Source organism: Paenibacillus sp. LBL (assembly GCF_029893715.1).
Lineage (GTDB): Bacteria > Bacillota > Bacilli > Paenibacillales > Paenibacillaceae > Paenibacillus_AQ > Paenibacillus_AQ glucanolyticus.
Genome location: NZ_JARXYU010000005.1, coordinates 198607 through 216735 on the forward strand (window position 1 = coordinate 198607; position 18129 = coordinate 216735).

The window sequence follows — 18129 nt, forward strand, 5'->3', positions numbered from 1 at the left end:
CTCTATGATAACAGAACGGATTCGAACATCTTAAGGGAAACTTCAAGTATAGTTTAATTTTACACTCCGTAATAAAAAGCCAATGAGCAAAATGAGCAGACATGTAAAAAAGAGTGATGCGTATTAGTCGAGCCTAATGTGCATCACTCTTTTATGAACGCCTTAGCAAGGAGGATAAACCTCCTCCAACAGCGTGATCCTAGCGCACTTTAGTAGTCTTCCACGTCGAATTTCCTATCTTTATAATAATACGGTCGGTCCTCTTCCGTAATCGTTCTTAAGACTCTGCACGGATTCCCGACAGCGATTACGTTGTCCGGCAGGTCTTTGGTAACCACGCTGCCTGATCCGATGACTACGTTATGACCGATGGTTACACCCGGATTAACGACCACGTTAGCACCTATCCAGACGCTGTCGCCTATGGTAATGGGGATCCCATACTCATATCCTGAGTTTCTAGAATCCGGATGAATCGGATGTCCAGCCGTGATGATGGATACATTGGGGCCAAACATGACGTTATCCCCAATCGTCACCTTGCCTACATCCAGGATCGTACAATTGAAGTTGGACATAAAGTTATTCCCAACCTCAATATTTTTGCCATAGTCACAATGAAAAGGCGGTAAAATATTAAGATTTGATCCGGCTTTTCCCAGAATGCTTCTCATAATCTCATCTATTCTCTCCTTCTCCTCGGGAGGACATAGATTATATTCGCGGATCTTCTTCTTGTTCGCTAATTGTTCTTCAGCAAGTCCATCCATCCATGCTTTATACGGAAGACCAGCCAGCATTCTCTCTTTATGGTTCATCATTTCTTCTATAATCTCCTTTATGTAAATGATGTTGGTCCATGCTATTGTACCAAATAAGCCGCTTGCGCTTAAATCCGCTGGATAAAGCGGTCTCCTCAACACGGTTATCCAGTATCAGCTTCCTATGGTGGTGTCATGACCAATGAAGAAAGTCCGGCCATATTTCTATTGGCCGGACCTTTCATCGTCTATTCTGCATTTTCGATCGACTTTAGCGCCGTGTCGAAGACTTAGCCTCGCAGGGTTATCTGCTGCTCATGCTTCTCCGAATAAGCTTCTGTAGATCAAGAGGCCTATATGTATCGATTATGTTATCTGTAGCTTTACACTTCTCATGCCATTTCGACATTCACGACGTCTCATCGACTTTAAGGCCGAAAGCCTGAGTGGTTTGCCGGCAGTTAGTCAGTGCAGATGTCTCTGTTGTCTTTAATTACAGGCAATAAATAATCGAGAATTTCAGAAAATCTGTCAAATAAGTTTTCGTTAAATGTTACACCCCAGCATTCTTCCCCAGCTTTTTGAAATGAGGTCATTTTCATCATTTTGTAAAGGAGGCTCGAGGATATTCAATTAGCTTTACTCCGACTTTCCTCATACCAGATGGTGAAATTGGCCCGCAGTGCGAATATCGTGTTATCCAAAATCCTCGTCTTCATTGAGACACCCTAAATATGTCTTTCATTATTGTTTGTCTAACTTTTTCACTTGATTGCTCTAACATTTGTACCAACTGACTTGCATAATAAGATACATAAGAAGAATCTATTTTAGATTCTTCATCAAAAAAATTTTCAGGGTATTCGGATCGGCTAATATCTTCTTCTCGAACTGCACCAAAATATTCAAATACATATTGAAATCCGGCATTCTCAATTAGTTCATCAACTACTTGTTCTATTCTTTCACGGCTTATATTATCTACAATGACTACTGGAGAAGATCCGCACCAATATGCCCCGTTTAAACAATGTCCATTTTGCAAATAATCTTTTCTAATTGATTCAATACATTTGATGGTATAGAAATTTGAAATCCATTTTGTTGAATCAGGGAATGTGACGACTACATCCACCTGAGCATCTTCTACATTATCTGCCCATCCTTCTGCACCTATATGAATATGCCTTCTTTTTTCAAACATAATTTCCACTCCTTGTCTTTTAACCCTTATACATATCAATCTTTTTTTGAAGGTATCACATAACGTTCTTACATTCTATTCGAGAGGCTTAAAAGAGCGATCAGCGACTGGGTGCGCAGCACTTAGCCTCGCAGGATTGTCTGCTGATTCACTTCTTCGAATCACCTCTTGCAGACCAAGGAGCCGTTAGGGGACGCTGCGTGAATACTATGTTAGGCGGAGTTCAATTGGAATATCACAAAATTTGTTCGATCTCGGCCGGCCGTGATGCGGTTGGGTGAATGGATGTGTCCCGGCAATCACTTCTCCGATTTTTCTTCCGGGACCGAGGCAGTTTGACTGCCTATGAGTGAACACATTGTTATACGAAGATAACTACTTCCTTGTATTACTCGCAATTCCATTGTTCTATAATTGTTTCGATTTCTAGCAAATCTCTTACTAGTCCATCATATTCAAATTGATCTATATAATAAGTATCTTCCTTCCAGATCCCCTTCATACCAGCATTCTTACTCGCAGTGACATCATTAATTGGATGATCACCTACATATACACATTCCTCAGGTAATACTTTCATCAAATCAGCTGCTCTAAGAAATATGGCTGGGTCAGGTTTTCTAAGGCCCTCTACCTCAGAGATCAATATCACCTCAAAGTACTTCTGTATTCCTAGAGCGTGGATATTACTAGATTGAAAGTCACTGAATCCATTAGTGATCATCCCAAGCTTGTAATCTTGTTCTTTGAGCTTTTCAAGTATTTCAAAGGTATTTGGAAATGGTATAGCATACTTACAAAATCCATTTTTATAATCAGCTAATAACTCATTCCAATCAAGTTGCAGATCAAATTCCTTTATTAATTCCTGGTAGACCCTATCCTTCCAAACATATCCCCGATTATCCAGTTCAATAAAGCGATTAATGTAGCTCTCCTTATCTATATTCTTAGCCTTCTTTATGATCCGTTCATATTGATCGACAATGAATTCATATAGTGAACTGTTACGGTTTAATATAGTACCATCAAGATCAAAGATAATTGATCGAATCATATGTTTTTCCGCCTTTCAATGCGTTTCAGTGATGTTCGCCTAACGTTCCTGTATTCATGACGTCCCACCGACTTAAAGCGACGAATGTCGCCGGGCGCGATGTGCGCTTAGTCGGTGAGGATGTGTCCGGCTTATTGCGCTTCCCTGCAACTGAAATGCCTCACGGAATCCACTTCTAACTTCATGCCGGACCGAGGCAGCTTTTCTGCCGAAGCGTGAATATACTGTTATACGATGTCCTTGTCTTCTAGAACGCCACCAAATCTGCTCTTCACCTTTATTTCTTTGCCCTTTATATATTAAATCTCCATCTTTTTCTGACTTTATATCAAAATTAATTTGATAGCTTCTTCTAAACAGGTTTAAATCTGTAATTCCTCTTTCTATTTCATCAAAGAAATCAAAGACTAATTCTTTTGCTTGTTCATTAGTTACTCTATCTTCTACCATAATTCTAATATTGATCATACCATCACTTGAACTCGAACTCGTTGCAGTAGTAGTAACTAGCTCTTTACTATTCATGGTCTTTTCCGCTTTAACTAATGAATCTACTAATTGATTAAAATCGATTTCATTATTATTGTTACAGCCAACTGTAATAAGAGAAAATAAAATTATTGATACTATTAAATACCTCATTTAATCTCCTTCTCTTAATGAATTTACATTCCCGAACCCGAGAACCTTAAGGCCCGAAGGGCCGGACCGCGACGCGGTTAGGCTCGCAGGGTTGTCCTCCGCCAACGCTTCCCTGTACCTCTGAATTCGCTCCGCAGTGAAATCCCTTCGCTCTTGGCGCACCAAGGGGCAAACGCCCCGCCTCGGGAATATGGTGTTATGTAATGTCTGCCTCATCTTCGAAAAACTTTCAAAAATTATAAGTACTTCTTAAAGGCTTTACTCGAATCACCGTCATAACCTAACTTTGTATAGAACTCGTGTGCTTGCTTCCTCGAAGCTCCGCTGGTTAAAAAGACCTTAACGCAATCCCTTGAAATACACAGATCTTCAATATGCTTCATAATGAGCGATCCATAACCTTGACCTTGTCTGTTTCCAGATACAACTACACGTTCTACAACCCCAAAAGGTTGTGACTCTATCAACGCATCTAAACATAGATGCAGATGTGCAGTTGCAACGATCTCTTGGTCTACTTCGCAAATGAACAAGAAACTATTAGGATTTTGTTTAACTTCTTCTATTCTATCTTCCAACACTTTTATTTTTGTGTTGTTTGGAAGCAATTCTTTATATAGTCGTTCAATCGCTCCGGCGTCCTTTGTTTCAGCTTCACGAATTATCATTCACATTCTCCTCTGTATTTAGGCTTATTTCACGTAACGTTTGTGTATTCACGAACCCGAGGGGATTAAGGGAGCAACGCGACCGGGTCCAACGGACTTAGCCTCGCAGGGTTGTGAGCTGATTCTACTTCCCTGACTACCTCATCTTGCGAACCAAGGGCGTAGCCCGCAGTGTAGATACTGTGTTAGGCGATGTATCTGCCTTCTTCGATTACACTTTCCTAATAATGAGCCCTTCTTCAAACTCCTCTATCTTATTAACGTTTATCCATATCTCTCTGAATCTATGAAAACATACAATATTGAATTTACTACCAATGCCTTCACTAAATATCTGATTTTGCAAAGATAGACCCTAGTTCTCCATTTTTTTTATGTAGCCCAAAAAAGAGAAAATGGATTATTTAGAACTTTCTATACTTTTGAAGGGGTCTTCTAAGTAAAGGATGTAAATATGAAGTCAATATCATCACTTTAAGTTTTCAGGGTTTAATCCTTTTAAAATATCAGGAATAAACATTCCATCTTTGCGGATTAATATATCATCAAACCATATCTCTCCACCGCCATAATCCCTTTTTCAAGTATCCTACACGCTTGGTTATTCGAAACAATTAGATAGCTTTAAATATTCATGTTTCAAAATACTCATCAATATACGATCGACATATTGACCATTTTTATAGACTTCGTCTCTTAGTATGCCATCCTTCTTGAAACCAGCCTTTTCATAACTCCGAATAGCACCAGGATTATCAGCGTCTACAGTCAAATACACTTTATGAAGGTTTAAACGCTCGAACGCAAAATCCAGAACAACACTTGTCACTTCTGTAGCATAACCTTGCCCCCATACCATTTTGTTCCCAATCCAAATACCAAATTCAGCATGCTTGGACCAAGGATGGATTTTAAACAATTGGGTACTGCCAATCGCGATGCCGTCTTCTTTTATTATGGTAAAATAGACAGCTGATGGATCTGTTTGCGCGTAACTCCGGGTACGTTCTCTAACCACTTCCGGTGTTAGGGGCATACCACTTCCTGATGGTAACGTTCGGTTAACTACAGGATCGGACAGCCATTCGTATCGCAGTTCCCAATCTTCTTCAACAACAGGCCTTAATGTTACTCGTTGTCCGTATAGCATATTTCCCCTCCGTGTACTTAGATAAGTAATTATTTTAGCCCACAATTATAATAATAGATTTTATCTAGCAGTATGTCATATAACGTTTATGTGTTCCTGACGTCGAAAGGCTTAAGCTGCCTCAATCCATATGCGAAGCATGTACTGAAGCCGGGTGGCTCCGCCACTTAACCTTGCAGATGTGTCCGCCTGCCCCTACTTCTTCGCCGCTGAATTCCATCATTGTGAGTTAACTTCTATAACCTCGGGCGGACCGAGCGGTGATAACCGCGAAGCTGGAAAACGGTGTTATCTGCTGGATCTGCCCCACTTCTCCGAATCAAGACAGGACGTCGGCCACAGCCTTATTCTCTTTATAGACCTATTTGAATTTAATGTCTTTTCAGACTTTATAGCTTAAAAGCCATTGTCACATCGGTAAAATTATATAGTTTTTGACTGTTTATAGTCTTGTATTCTTCGTAATGGCTTTATCTAGTTTTTATATGTATTTAGGGCTTCATCTGTATTCTAAGCTTTGTTATTTAGATCATCCTAACATCTCGTTATTTAAATCATAATCAGTTTCGATCCCTTAAAATTTCTTTAATCTCTCGTAATTCTTCTATCATTTCTTTCATTTGTTGATTGTTCCTAGAGTTGTCCATTCCAATTTTCACACTAAAGATACCAATTACTAGATTCACTGCCAACATAATAATAACTTCCAATATATCCTTCCTTTCTCCAAGCAACGGGACGTTGCGAATGTATAGCTCTCAAAATGTCCCTTTGGGGCAATATCTTGCAGATAACGTTTCTGTATTTATGAACCCCAAAGGGGTTGTCTGTTGTAATGCCTCTTCGCAATCCATCCCAGCAGGCCCAGGCTCCGTAAGGAGCCTCAGCTTGAATAGGTTGTTAGGCGTAGTACCCTCCTTTCAAATCTCTATCCAAAATCTATTTAATATATTTCCATATTCTCCCATAAAATCTCCATCCCTTAATCCACCATTCTTAATAATTGTATTTTTTGATGCTTGATTAATTTCATCACATACTAAAAAAGCACCTTCAATATTCCCAGTCTTTTACTTTTCAATAAAGCAAGTCTTAAAAGCTCTTTAGCATATCCCTTCCACCTTTCCGACGGTCTGATCCCATAGCCAATATGTCCACCACTATGAAATAGTTTATCTGTCAATTCGTGTCTAATATTTACTGCCCCTACAACAATCTGATTTGCTACTAGCCAATAAGTTGAATTGGCAACAAAGCCATTTGTATTCATTCCTTGTTTGTTATTGTTAAGCCATGTAATCATGTCTTCAAAGTTTTCTGGGTCTTTCTCTATCACCCATGGAACCATATCTTCTCCACTTTGTTTCCATTCCTGATAAAAACTCAAATAGGAGTCTTTCAGTTCAATACTCGGATTAGATAAAACCAACTGATCATTCAACAGCATTGTCTCCTTTTCATTGCATTTAGGGTATTACGCCTAACGTTGTTGTATCTACGAACCCGAGAGGCTTAAGGGGTTAAGCCCCGGGTTCAACGGAGTTAGCTAGTGCAGGGTTGTCTGCTGTATCCGCTTCCTCGAAAACCCTCTTGCAGACCAAGGGTCGAAAGTCCCGATGTGTGAATACTATGTTATAAGATGTCCCCGACTTCTTTGAAATTGCCAAACTCTATTTATTATTCTTCTTGATACGGATTAGAATAAAGGTCACACTCAATTTCTGCATCGATTTTATTTGTGTATTCTATTATTTCTTTATTTATTATTAGTGCGGGAGTAAAGCCGTCGTTCATTCTTATCACAATCATGAACTTACACTCTAATTTATATTTGTTACTTAATTCAACTATTTTATCTTCTTTACCTAAAAGCTGTTTTAGTATTTTATTTAGTTGCACAGTAACATCTAAGGATTCTTCGTATTCCGTACTAAGTTCCCATACAGTTTCTTTCCTTATGTGTTTTATAGTCTGGGCGATATTAAAGTTGTTTTTTCTTGAAATAAGTTCTCCCATGGTATGCGAATGCGTTGGTCGTAAATTCAATTCTTTTGAGATGTGATCAATTGGAAACTGATCACCATATAAACTGAAATATACTTTTACATTTGTCTTTTCCAAAGAAACCACCTTCAAATAGTTATTTAATATCTTGCGGGGATTTCTGATCCTTTTCGATATCAATAAACCTTGAACCAGTTGATAAATCAAGTGGTCAACATTCCAGCCAACTCCCCCTTCGAAAATGTCACATATCTCCTCGTATGTTCTGCTGAATGTTAGAAGTCTACTACCATATTCATGTAACCAGTCATGAAAGACTTAATATCTGTTTTCTTTTACAATAAAGCATAAAACCTTTTTGCATCATCATATTGAACGTAATGACTAATTCATTCGATCAATACTAGTCAGTCTTTCTAAGAAGTATATCATCCATTCTGGATATATCTTTTTCATAAACTTTTGAATGTGTGTCCAGAATGATCTCAGTGCATCAAGGATGGACAGATTATCTGGTATTTGTGAATGATATAGTACTTTACCGATTTCCAACAACGCTTTTTTAGAGTGCCCACCCTGAGTTTAAGGAGTATTTTGTTTTATAAAAATCAATCATATGATCAAAAATCTCCAGCCCTTGTTTTTTTATGTTCGGTAGTGTCTTGCAATGCTCTACAATATGATGTATATTCTTTTATTGCTTCTCGCGGATCGCGAGGCGCTGAGCTCCGATGTATGAGTATGATGTTATAAGATGTTGACGACCTCTTTAGCTGCATACATTTTTCTTTATGCAAATCATTTTTTTGTAATTGCTATTTCATATTCTTTATGTCGTTTTTAAAAGATTCAATATATTTTTTTGATTAATTTCGAATAACCCCTCATATCCATAATAACTAATTAAAAAAATCCATCCTTTATCAAAATTTATTGCTTCTAGTATTTTACAATATACATCTTAATATATCCCAACTTGTTCCAGCTACGAAAACAGAAATAGAGAAAAAACAGCCCCTGAACTGACCTTGTTGTTAGACTTCACTAACAAAGTAGGTACAGTTTAATGTCTGGGCTGTTCTTTTACATGTACTCCAATACCATCTATCCTGCAATCATAAGGAATCATTTCCTTTATTTAGTACATGATTCTTTAATTAAATTCTCACTGAACTTCTTCTCGTTCCTGTATTCACGAATCCCAAAAGGGTTGTCTGCATAAATGCCACTTCGAAATCCATCTTGCAGACTCATTTCATTTAGTGTATCTGAGGTGGCTCCGAGTTTCCAATTGGACCAGGGGCCTTTAAAGAAATCTATCTTTAATATGTTCTTTAGCTCTTAAACAAGCATTCTTATAACCTTCACTTCTCATATTGTCGGAAAGAATTTTTTTGAGGTTTGGCAAATAGATGCCCTATTTCATTTGCATTTGTTCATGCCTGCAAGTGTTACTGCGGCAATTCCTACGCAAAATAGTAAACTAATGCAACTAAGCATGACCTGAAAAGTCGATGCTTCATAGTAGCCAGATATGGTAAATACAGCTGTAATAGGATATAAAGCTTTTAGGGTATTTGACGTACTTGTAAATAATCCAATAAAAGAATAAAATTCAGTGATAACTAACGCAATCCAATATCCCTTTTTCATGTATGATATCAAAGCAATAATAGGTGATATTGCTAGAAATATACATATACCATCCAAAAAATAAGCTTTCAAAAAATTCATGACCATCCCTATGGATAAATCAGAAAAATGTAAAGCTGCTTCAGTGAAAAATGTTATAGCAAAGAGCAATAAGTAAAAAAGAATACTATATACAAGGGTTATAATCATTTTTGCAATTGTCAACTTTGCTTCATTCACGGGGATAAGTCGAAGTGAATCGATTGTATTCTCCTGTTCTTCACGACAAATCATGTAACTACCTAAGAGAGCAATAACCGCTGGAAGAACGAAAAATGTTGCCAGTGGTTGAGCAACAGCCATATACCAACCTATAGTATCTATATCTCGAATACCGTCATTGTCTGTTAACCCGGATAAAAAAACAATAACTGCTACCATAACCGTCGCAAAAATTGCAATCCAAACAAAACTTAACCGGCGAATCTTTTGATGTTCCGCCCAAAGTAGCGTTCGCATTATTAACACCTCACTTTCTTCTTGCTAATGCAACGTTTGCAAGAAGTACGGATACAATCCCCCAGATAAAAATGCTAAGAAAAGCCAAAGGTATGCTAATTACCTGTGTATTGTTCAGTCCTGGAATATCTCCGTTTCGAGCAACGATTACTGCCATGCTGGATAACGGATGTATATACATATTTATCGACACTATAATAGAACCAAGAAAAGCATAAATTAGTGTTATAGCAACTGGAAGAATATATCCGTTTTGCGTTGTAGCAATTGCCAAAATCGGCAGCATTGCAAAAGCTGTAATAACACCAATCTCCAAACACTTTCTTATCAAAAACAAAACGTTTTGCCAATCAAATGCGATATCTCCGAGAAGTATACTAAATATAACGGAACCTACAGCTGTGACTAACATGAAGCAAACAGAATAAATCAAAACCACAAAAAATTTACTAAAGAAATATCTCATTTTGCTGACAGGCACAATCCAAAGTTGTTTAAGCATATCGTATTGATTTTCATTGTACATTAGCATTGTGCTTAATATTCCTAAAACAACAGGTAAGACAATAAAAAGTGTAAGTCCGAACGCTGACCATTTATAAAACTGTACAGGGTCACCGCCTGTATCCCACGCATATTTAAATAATAAGTACGCAAGGAATGGCATGATGAGAGCTGAAAACATCATAATCCACACAAATGTTCTGCGTCGTAACTTAAGAAATTCTATTTGAATAAGTTTAAGCAATGCCATCTCCTCCCGTAATTTTCCTAAAATAGTCCTCTAAAGTATCATTACAAAGCTGAGAACTAATAACCGACACATCTCCCAATATAAGTGCCTTATTAACAGAAGCCATATCCAGAGAATTATTATAGATTTGCAACGTATGATCATCTTTCACAGAATAACTTTTCAAACCGAATTGACGTTCCAAGATCAAGCTGGCTTTAGCAGCATCAGAAACTTGAAGTAGAATGTACTTACCATTTTTTCGTTTAAGTTCCTCCATACTATTTTCTTCTAACAGAATACCATTGTCGATAATTCCAATATCATCCGCAAGCAATGAAATTTCAGAAAGAATATGGCTGGAAATAAGAATTGTTTTCCCACGTTCAACGCTCAATTTCTTAATAAAATCCCTGACTTCTGCTATACCTATAGGGTCCAGACCGTTTGTAGGTTCATCTAAAATCAGGAGTTCTGGGTCATGCAAAATAGCATTAGCAATACCCAGACGTTGTTTCATACCGAGAGAATACTCACCGAACAGCTTTTTATCCTTATACGGTAATCCTACAACTTCCAATGCGTTCTTCACAGCGTTAGGAGCAGATGTACCACGCAGTTTTGCAAAAATATTTAAATTTTCTGTTCCAGTTAAGTTTGGATAGAATCCGGGCGTTTCAATAATCGCTCCAATTCTGGGATATACCTGCTTTTCTCTTCCTTTAATGTTATTACCAAATACGTCTACCTCACCAGAAGAGGTAGATGTTAACCCTAAAATCATTTTCATAATTGTCGTTTTACCGGCGCCATTACGACCGAGCAAACCGTAAATACGTCCTTTTTTCACATGGATATTTACATTATTTACAGCTTTCTGATCCTTATAGATTTTAGTAAGTTGTTTAGTTTCTATCGTATACTTTGTCATATGAATGCCTCCTTTATTTAAAGTTTATCAAACAAATCTTGCCAAAATCTTGCCGAAATCTTGTTTGTTTCTTGCTAATAAAAAAAGCTCTTAAAAATTAAAGAACTTTCGGAAGTTTTACTATGAATGCTGTACCACCATATAATGAATTTTGAGCATGGATTGTTCCTTTATGCAGATGGACAAGTTCTCTAGCAATAGCAAGCCCTAAACCATTTCCGTTAGTCGAACGTGATTCATCACTTTGATACAGTCTATCAAATATATGCGGCAGGTCATTAGGAGAAATCCCTTTTCCATTATCACTAACCTGAACCATAACGTTTTGTTCATTTTCACTTATTTGTAGATCAATTCTAGTTCCCTCACTATGTGCAATAACATTTTGAATTAAATTATTAACAATTCTTATATAAGCATTTGGATCTAATCGGATAAAGCATTCTTTGTCAGAAATATCAATTTTATATTCAAAATGCTCTTCCTCAAAGGTTGGTATCCAATTCACCAATATATCACGAGTAAATTCGTTTATATCCTGTTCTTCAAGTTTAAACACTTGCTCTTTTGCGTCAAGCTTGACCCAATCAAATAAAACTTCAACAAAACCCTTCAAATGATGTGCTTTATTTAAAGCAATCTCAAGATATTCTTCTTTTTCTTTGCCTGTAACAAACTTCTTTTGAACTGCTTCTAAATAGCCAACTAAAGAAGTTAAAGGTGTTCTCACATCATGGGATAAACTCGTCATAAGTCGCTTATAAGCTTGTTCGGATTGCTTTAACTGTATGAGTTGAGTTTGACTTTTCATTGCTATATCATTTATGGAATAACAAATTGTTTTAGTGAAATCATTTTCATTTGCCAAAACACGACGATTCCAATTCCCTTTTTTTATATCCACTAAAGAATCTTCAATAATTGAAAGTTGTTCAGAAACCTTATACAGTTTTGTTACCAAATAAATGATAACCATAAGAGAAGAAGCTAGAGCCATAAGTAGAATATAGATCCATTCCATAATTAAGCCTCCTTATTAAAACGATAACCTACTCCGTGTACCGTTAAAATATAAAATGGCTGTTCTGAATTGGGTTCTATTTTCTTCCTCAACTTACTTATAAAGGACATAATATTATTGTCGTCAAAAGAATAATCATCGTTCCAAACTTGTGTATAGATTTGTTTCTTCGTAAACACACGCCCCTTATTCGAAGCTAAAAATACTAATAAATCAAATTCCTTTCCTGTTAAATCAATTAGCTTGTCCTCAACATGAACAGTTCTTATTTCTTTGTCGATAACAATTCCTTTAAAGGTAAGAATGCTTACAGAATCCCTGGAATTAAAAGTAGTATATCTTCTAATCAAAGATTGCACTCTAGCAATGAGTTCATTGATACTGAACGGCTTTGTTAAATAGTCATCTGCTCCAAGGCTAAGACCTGTTACCTTATCCGGCTCACTTCCTTTAGCCGTCAGCATAAGTACGGGTACATTACTATATTTTCTTATTCCAGATAATACTTGAAAACCGTCCATATTAGGTAACATCACATCTAAAATAATTAGGGAATATGAGTCGTTTTCATTCATGACTTGAAGTAATCCTGTTTGCCCGTTATATGCCATATCAGTTTCTAGGTTTACTTGTGATACGCATTTTTTTACTAATGAGCACAATTCCACATCATCATCTATTATGAGTATTCTATTTGTCATGAGGTTTCTTCGCCCCTTTTTTTCTTTCAAAATAAGTGCAGCTGATTTAATATACTATTTCCCAGATGTTAGATTAATGATAATTCCAAAAAAATGTAAATCAACACGAAGTAATGTTATTATTTTATGGCAGCATTCTTTATTCGCTATCGAAATTGTCCGATCACAGGAAAATTAGTTAGTACCATAAAGCCCCTCGCAGAAGAGTTAATATCCTGAAAGAATTTCATCAAATAATCTCAACATATGTACGAAATTATTTCGAATTCATTATCAATAATTGGTCCACCGTGCAACTTATCAAGAGTTGTTACAAAAGTCAGCACAATAACTAGTTCATATGCCCTTCTTCTGGAGAAGAAGACAGATAAAGCTTTATCAATAAAAAATAGGATGTCTCTTTGATCCTGAGAATTTCCATTACTTAAATATCTTTAAGAATTTATGGTAATACTTCGGCCAAAATATGCAAATACAACTATCGATACAACCAGAACCTGATATGCTTCAATTAATCTTAATAAATGGTTAGAATCAAAAAAATAATAAATTGCTTCCCATAAAAACACTTGCACTCCTGAGATCCATCATGAATGTTAAAATCGGAAATACAATTATTATGTAACCTGTTCCTACTAGCATTATTGTAGAAACAATTCCACCGACAACTTTCATAAATCGTCTAATCCAAATGTATCTGGATAATGGTTGTAATGCTGCATAGATAATTAGACATGAGAATAATAGAGAAAGGCTTGGTGCGTAGCACCGGGTCGTCAGACTTAGCCGCTTGAATGTGTCTCCTGAACTCACTTCTTCGAAATCCCTCTTGGAGGACTAAGGAGCATCAGCGACGAAACAGGAATGCTCTGTTATGTGAAGTACCCTCTTCCCCGATTAACACTCAAGAAACAAGTTTTTCTTTCTTCTTTTTTCATATTCACTGAATGCTTGATCAAATCTTGGATCTTTTATATCTGTTATGTATAAGCTTAAACATTCACGTATACCTAAGCCTTTATCATTAAATCAAACTTCTTTTCTCATCTCAAGAATCAACTCGCCAAAACAAAATAATATTTCTGTAGAAGATTTTTGCGCTCTTGCTTCTTCATTCAATTTATTTATTTTCATAATCACATTCTGAGAGCCATACAAGATCATACCAAGCTGAGTATTAAGCCAGTGAGTATGGTCAAAAGGTAGTTCACCTTCTATGCCACTCTTAGCACTGGCAAATATCACGAAATAATCTTATTAATTCTTCGTACTTTTCTTTCCTTTGCTCGTGTATTTTAAAATCTATTTCTTTCTTCTTATTTCGAAAAATTTGATAAACAGTAAGAAGTGCGCCAACTATTATAGAGAATCCTGTCATAATACTTGGAATAATCGCTTTAAGCAATTCAAAATACTGTTAATCAAGTTAAGTTAATTAACAAAGATATCATAATCGTTTTCCTTTCTTATTTAAGGGTATTTCACATAACGTTCAGAGATTTACGACGTCTCACTCCCTTAAAGGCCGTAGACCTGGCCGCGACGCGGTTAGGGAGTGCAGATGTCTTCTATTCATCTTACCCGGCCGAGAAGCGTTAGCGACAATGCGTAAATCTAGTGTTATGTGATGATGCTCTGAAATATTCCAACTAAAACTAGTATTTATCCCAACCCTAGTTCCATAGAAATCACATTATCGTCATATATGGTTCTAATAACTTCCTCTCTATTGTTTATCAAAACCTTTAACCACTCATTGAAATTATCCATGATTCCATACAATTTGGGGTTGTGACTATCGAAATAAGCAACTATGTATTCTTCATCTATCATCTGATTCACAATGAAACACCATGCATTTCCATTATGATCTAGAGAAAACGGGATTAAATGGTCTACGTTCACAGATCCACCCTCTCTAATATTAATCATTTCATGAGTCTCAACGCTAGTCATTCTTTGTAAAGAAAGTCTCTGCATCGGCAAGATTTGTTTGTTTCCATCTCCTACTGCACTTACTTCTTGAATCATGTATAAATGCACCATTGCTAAACTGTGATACAAAATCGCAATATGATTTTGGTAGTTTGCAATTCAAATCATTTTCTGTTTTTTCTATATCTTCTTTCGATGCTACTTCATATGTTTCATGGATCTCTTTTTCTTTAACAAGGGATTTTATGAGGCTTTGTCCATTCATTCTAGAACTCTCCTTTTTCTCATTTTGACTTCGCACTTTCACATAACGTTCCTGTATTCATGAACCCATAGAGGGGTTGTCTGCTGATATGCCTCTTTGAGCTCCATCCCGCACGCAGACCCAAGCTCCAAAAGAGCCGCAGCGTGAATATTATGTTATGCGAGGTTATTGCCTTCTTGAGAGACTTTCAATTTGTCTTGTTCTTTTAGATATCCATAAAACGCTGAAATATATGTTGAGATGGTTATTTGAGCACCTTTTCCATTCTGATTCATATGTACCCCTAAGTTTTCACTGATTTTATCCTTTATTTCTTTATTTGCAATTATTTCGTTCAACTCTTCAACCCTGTCTTCAAATCCAAAATTTTTTATTTCCTTCATTACCTCGTCTCTAAAATTCTCATACCAATTTTGCTTTTCTATCCATATTAAGAATGCTTCTACCGATCTAGTATTCGGAGCTTTATCATGACAATCCCTGCACATTAAAAACAAATTTGAGGGTTCATCAGTACCGTCAAATTGCTTGGCAACAATATGGCATCTCTGTAACGGGACATTATCCCAATTCTTTATTATTTCTTCCCTAGTTGCATGAGGTTTCTTTATATCATATTTATCCTCCCATAACCTGCCACATGCCCAACAACACGGCTCTCCCCAATCAATTCCCTTCTTATCTAACCAATTCATCCAATATTCAAATATCTTTGATTTCGAAGCATTCCCATCTTCAACTATCATTCCTTTCATTTAATTGATTGCAATAATTTCGCCTAACGTTCTTGCATTCACGAACCCTAACCGGCTTAGATATCTCCTATCTTAGTTGGTGCAGGGTTGTACGCTGAATCCACTTCTCGATAATGCTCCTTGCGGACGAGGGACAGCATAGCTGGCCCAACGCGTTAATGTGGTGTTATACGCTGTTACTGGCTTCTTCGAACTACTTACTTAGTATCCCTTGATCTACTGACTTGTTAATAATTTGTTTGGCATATTCCCATAATGATTCTGAACCTTTAGAGATTTCACTATTTCGATTTATTACCTGCTCACTTGTTATTTTGTATTTCCTCCAAGTGTCTCCTTGATTTAAGTAGTTATGAATTAATGGCTGCAATCTGTCCAGCGAAGAAGCAAACTTTGCTTCATTGGTTTCCTTGTTTTCAAATTCAATCCATAATTCCATCAATTCATTTCCTTGTTCTTCTGGCAACAATCCAAACAGTCTCTTCGCAGCTAAAATTTCTCGATTATACTTATCAACTTGTCCTTTTGTATCATAAGCAAAGGTGTCCCCTGCATCTATTTCTACTAAATCATGAACTAATAACATCTTAATGACTTTGAACAGGTCAATTTCATGATTAGCTTGTTTATGTAAAATGATTGCCATCATTGCTAAATGCCATGAATGCTCGGCATCATTTTCTAATCTCGAACCACTTATTATCTTAGTTTTCCTTTCGATGTTCTTTAACTTATCAATCTCTATCAAAAAGTTAATCTGATTTTCTAAATTCTCCATTGGATAGTCCCCCACTAGTTATTGCAGTAATTGCGTATAACGTTTCTGTATTCACGACGCGAGCCGGCCTTAGATAGCTCTTATCTTAGGCCGGCTCGTGTGTCGTCCGAGTTATCTTCCATGATTATACATCGGACGACCAAGGGGTGTAAGCCCCGTAGTGTGAATATTATGTTATGCGATGCCTCGGTCATCTTCGATTTACTTTCATATTAGTCCTTTTTTAAATGCAATTTATAAATCTTTAATATATATTCTTTATCTTCTGAGTCATCATTATGTCCTTCTATTGGTAACCCATTATGAAATGGGGACCCTAAAAAATCATCAAGTATTTCTCTTGGATTATTTAATATTCGTATTTCACAGCTAAATGGTAATTTCTTGTTTATGTCAGATATCAGATTGAATCTTAATTGACTTGCCATAATATCAAACCATAAATAAAAATACATACCTAGATTTGAACTAGAGCTTTCTATTTGATCTTTCCGATTCTGTATAACTTTATTTATAAATTCGTTGAAATCGTCAGTTGTAATTTGATTAATCAATTCAGGAGAAATCGAGATTCTCCACATATTTGTTTCAATTTCTTCTTGAAGATCAGCTTCAGAGGAACCGATATAAATTAAATCGTTTATTATATCTTGAAGATCTTCAAAATACTGTTCCTTATTCATTTGTTTTTCCTTCTTTCATACAATACCGAGGTTTCATATAACGTTCCCGCATTCACGACGTTCAATCGGCTTAAGGATCCGCCAGGAGCTGGCCACGATGTGATTAGTCGGTGCGGATGTGTCCGCTGACTCCACTTCGCTGCCGATGCTTCTCGCGGACCGAGGAGTCGTCAGGCTCCGATGCGTGGATATGATGTTATAAGATGTCCCCGCCTTCTTCGAGCAACTCTCACATTATTACTTTCTCTTTTAAATTTATCTTTGTTTTTATTAATTCCTTACTAATTTTGATTTCTTGATACTTTTCATAGATGTGATAATAAATTTCTCCGTAATTTAATCCTTCAGGTAAATACTCACTCAATTGAATTTCAGCAATTTCAAAATCTGGAAGTTCTCCAAGTTCCTCAACGTCTGCTTCAAATACGACTCCATATTCGCCATTCATTTGATAGATTCCAATCTCAACTAAATCAAAAATTAATGCACCTGTCTCTTCAAATAATTCTCTACTTGCGGCTTCGATTAATTGCTCATTTTGTTCAATTTTTCCTCCCGGAAGTTCCCAAACAGTTCGGTTCTTATTTCTAATCAGAATAAACTGGCTCTTGCTCTTGGCAATCAACACAACATACTTTATTGTAAAACGATCTATTTCATAGAGTTCATGCCATGAATAATTCACTTTTT

General features: G+C 36.5%; 18 protein-coding genes and 1 pseudogene. All 19 read right to left on the reverse strand.

All coding sequences use genetic code 11. From position 1 onward, the window contains the following. Positions 1-209 precede the first annotated feature (209 nt). The 19 genes and pseudogenes from M2277_RS14205 to M2277_RS14295 all read right to left on the reverse strand — a co-directional run bounded on the left by M2277_RS14205 (position 210) and on the right by M2277_RS14295 (position 18124). A complete protein-coding gene (locus M2277_RS14205; protein WP_006209879.1) occupies positions 210-818 on the reverse strand; it encodes a sugar O-acetyltransferase in 609 nt (202 codons plus the stop codon). Between the two features lie 658 nt (positions 819-1476). Further along, positions 1477-1965 (reverse strand): hypothetical protein, encoded by a 489-nt coding sequence (locus M2277_RS14210; protein ID WP_280755008.1) that lies wholly within the window; start codon positions 1963-1965, stop codon positions 1477-1479. 388 nt (positions 1966-2353) lie between these two features. Then, positions 2354-3022 carry an HAD family hydrolase gene (locus M2277_RS14215; RefSeq protein WP_280755009.1) on the reverse strand — a complete coding sequence of 223 codons (669 nt, stop codon included), beginning with the start codon at positions 3020-3022 and terminating at the stop codon, positions 2354-2356. Between the two features lie 72 nt (positions 3023-3094). Further along, complete coding sequence (locus M2277_RS14220) at positions 3095-3664, reverse strand: hypothetical protein (RefSeq protein WP_280755010.1); 570 nt, start codon at positions 3662-3664, stop codon at positions 3095-3097. A gap of 236 nt (positions 3665-3900) precedes the next feature. Next, complete coding sequence (locus tag M2277_RS14225; protein WP_006209875.1) at positions 3901-4332, reverse strand: GNAT family N-acetyltransferase; 432 nt, start codon at positions 4330-4332, stop codon at positions 3901-3903. A 601-nt stretch (positions 4333-4933) separates the two neighbouring features. After that, on the reverse strand, positions 4934-5482 hold the full coding sequence (locus M2277_RS14230; RefSeq protein WP_006209873.1) for a GNAT family N-acetyltransferase: 549 nt from the start codon (positions 5480-5482) through the stop codon (positions 4934-4936). A 920-nt stretch (positions 5483-6402) separates the two neighbouring features. Beyond that, a pseudogene (locus M2277_RS14235) lies at positions 6403-6929 on the reverse strand (GNAT family N-acetyltransferase). 230 nt (positions 6930-7159) lie between these two features. Next, positions 7160-7603, reverse strand: coding sequence for a DUF4279 domain-containing protein (locus M2277_RS14240; protein ID WP_280755011.1), 444 nt, complete (start codon positions 7601-7603; stop codon positions 7160-7162). Positions 7604-8908: 1305 nt separating this feature from the next. Continuing rightward, complete coding sequence (locus tag M2277_RS14245) at positions 8909-9637, reverse strand: ABC transporter permease (RefSeq protein ID WP_280755012.1); 729 nt, start codon at positions 9635-9637, stop codon at positions 8909-8911. A 10-nt stretch (positions 9638-9647) separates the two neighbouring features. Then, positions 9648-10385, reverse strand: a complete 738-nt coding sequence (locus M2277_RS14250; protein WP_036642822.1) for an ABC transporter permease — start codon at positions 10383-10385, stop codon at positions 9648-9650. Then, positions 10378-11301 (reverse strand): ABC transporter ATP-binding protein, encoded by a 924-nt coding sequence (locus M2277_RS14255; RefSeq protein ID WP_280755013.1) that lies wholly within the window; start codon positions 11299-11301, stop codon positions 10378-10380. The genes M2277_RS14250 and M2277_RS14255 overlap by 8 nt, the downstream gene beginning before the upstream one ends. 97 nt (positions 11302-11398) lie before the next feature. Further along, entirely contained in the window at positions 11399-12322 is a 924-nt protein-coding gene (locus M2277_RS14260; RefSeq protein WP_280755014.1) for a sensor histidine kinase, read from the reverse strand. A gap of 2 nt (positions 12323-12324) precedes the next feature. Beyond that, positions 12325-13023 carry a response regulator transcription factor gene (locus M2277_RS14265; protein ID WP_280755015.1) on the reverse strand — a complete coding sequence of 233 codons (699 nt, stop codon included), beginning with the start codon at positions 13021-13023 and terminating at the stop codon, positions 12325-12327. Between the two features lie 1029 nt (positions 13024-14052). Beyond that, a complete protein-coding gene (locus M2277_RS14270) occupies positions 14053-14268 on the reverse strand; it encodes a hypothetical protein (RefSeq protein ID WP_280755016.1) in 216 nt (71 codons plus the stop codon). A 703-nt stretch (positions 14269-14971) separates the two neighbouring features. Further along, a complete protein-coding gene (locus tag M2277_RS14275) occupies positions 14972-15223 on the reverse strand; it encodes an SMI1/KNR4 family protein (protein ID WP_280755017.1) in 252 nt (83 codons plus the stop codon). 155 nt (positions 15224-15378) lie between these two features. Continuing rightward, a complete protein-coding gene (locus M2277_RS14280; protein ID WP_280755018.1) occupies positions 15379-15978 on the reverse strand; it encodes an HNH endonuclease in 600 nt (199 codons plus the stop codon). 193 nt (positions 15979-16171) lie between these two features. Continuing rightward, on the reverse strand, positions 16172-16756 hold the full coding sequence (locus tag M2277_RS14285; RefSeq protein WP_006209859.1) for an HD domain-containing protein: 585 nt from the start codon (positions 16754-16756) through the stop codon (positions 16172-16174). Positions 16757-16968: 212 nt separating this feature from the next. Continuing rightward, complete coding sequence (locus M2277_RS14290) at positions 16969-17439, reverse strand: hypothetical protein (protein WP_006209858.1); 471 nt, start codon at positions 17437-17439, stop codon at positions 16969-16971. A gap of 229 nt (positions 17440-17668) precedes the next feature. Then, positions 17669-18124: an NUDIX hydrolase gene (locus M2277_RS14295; protein WP_006209856.1), complete on the reverse strand. Its 456-nt coding sequence runs from the start codon at positions 18122-18124 to the stop codon at positions 17669-17671. Between the last annotated feature and the right edge of the window lie 5 nt (positions 18125-18129).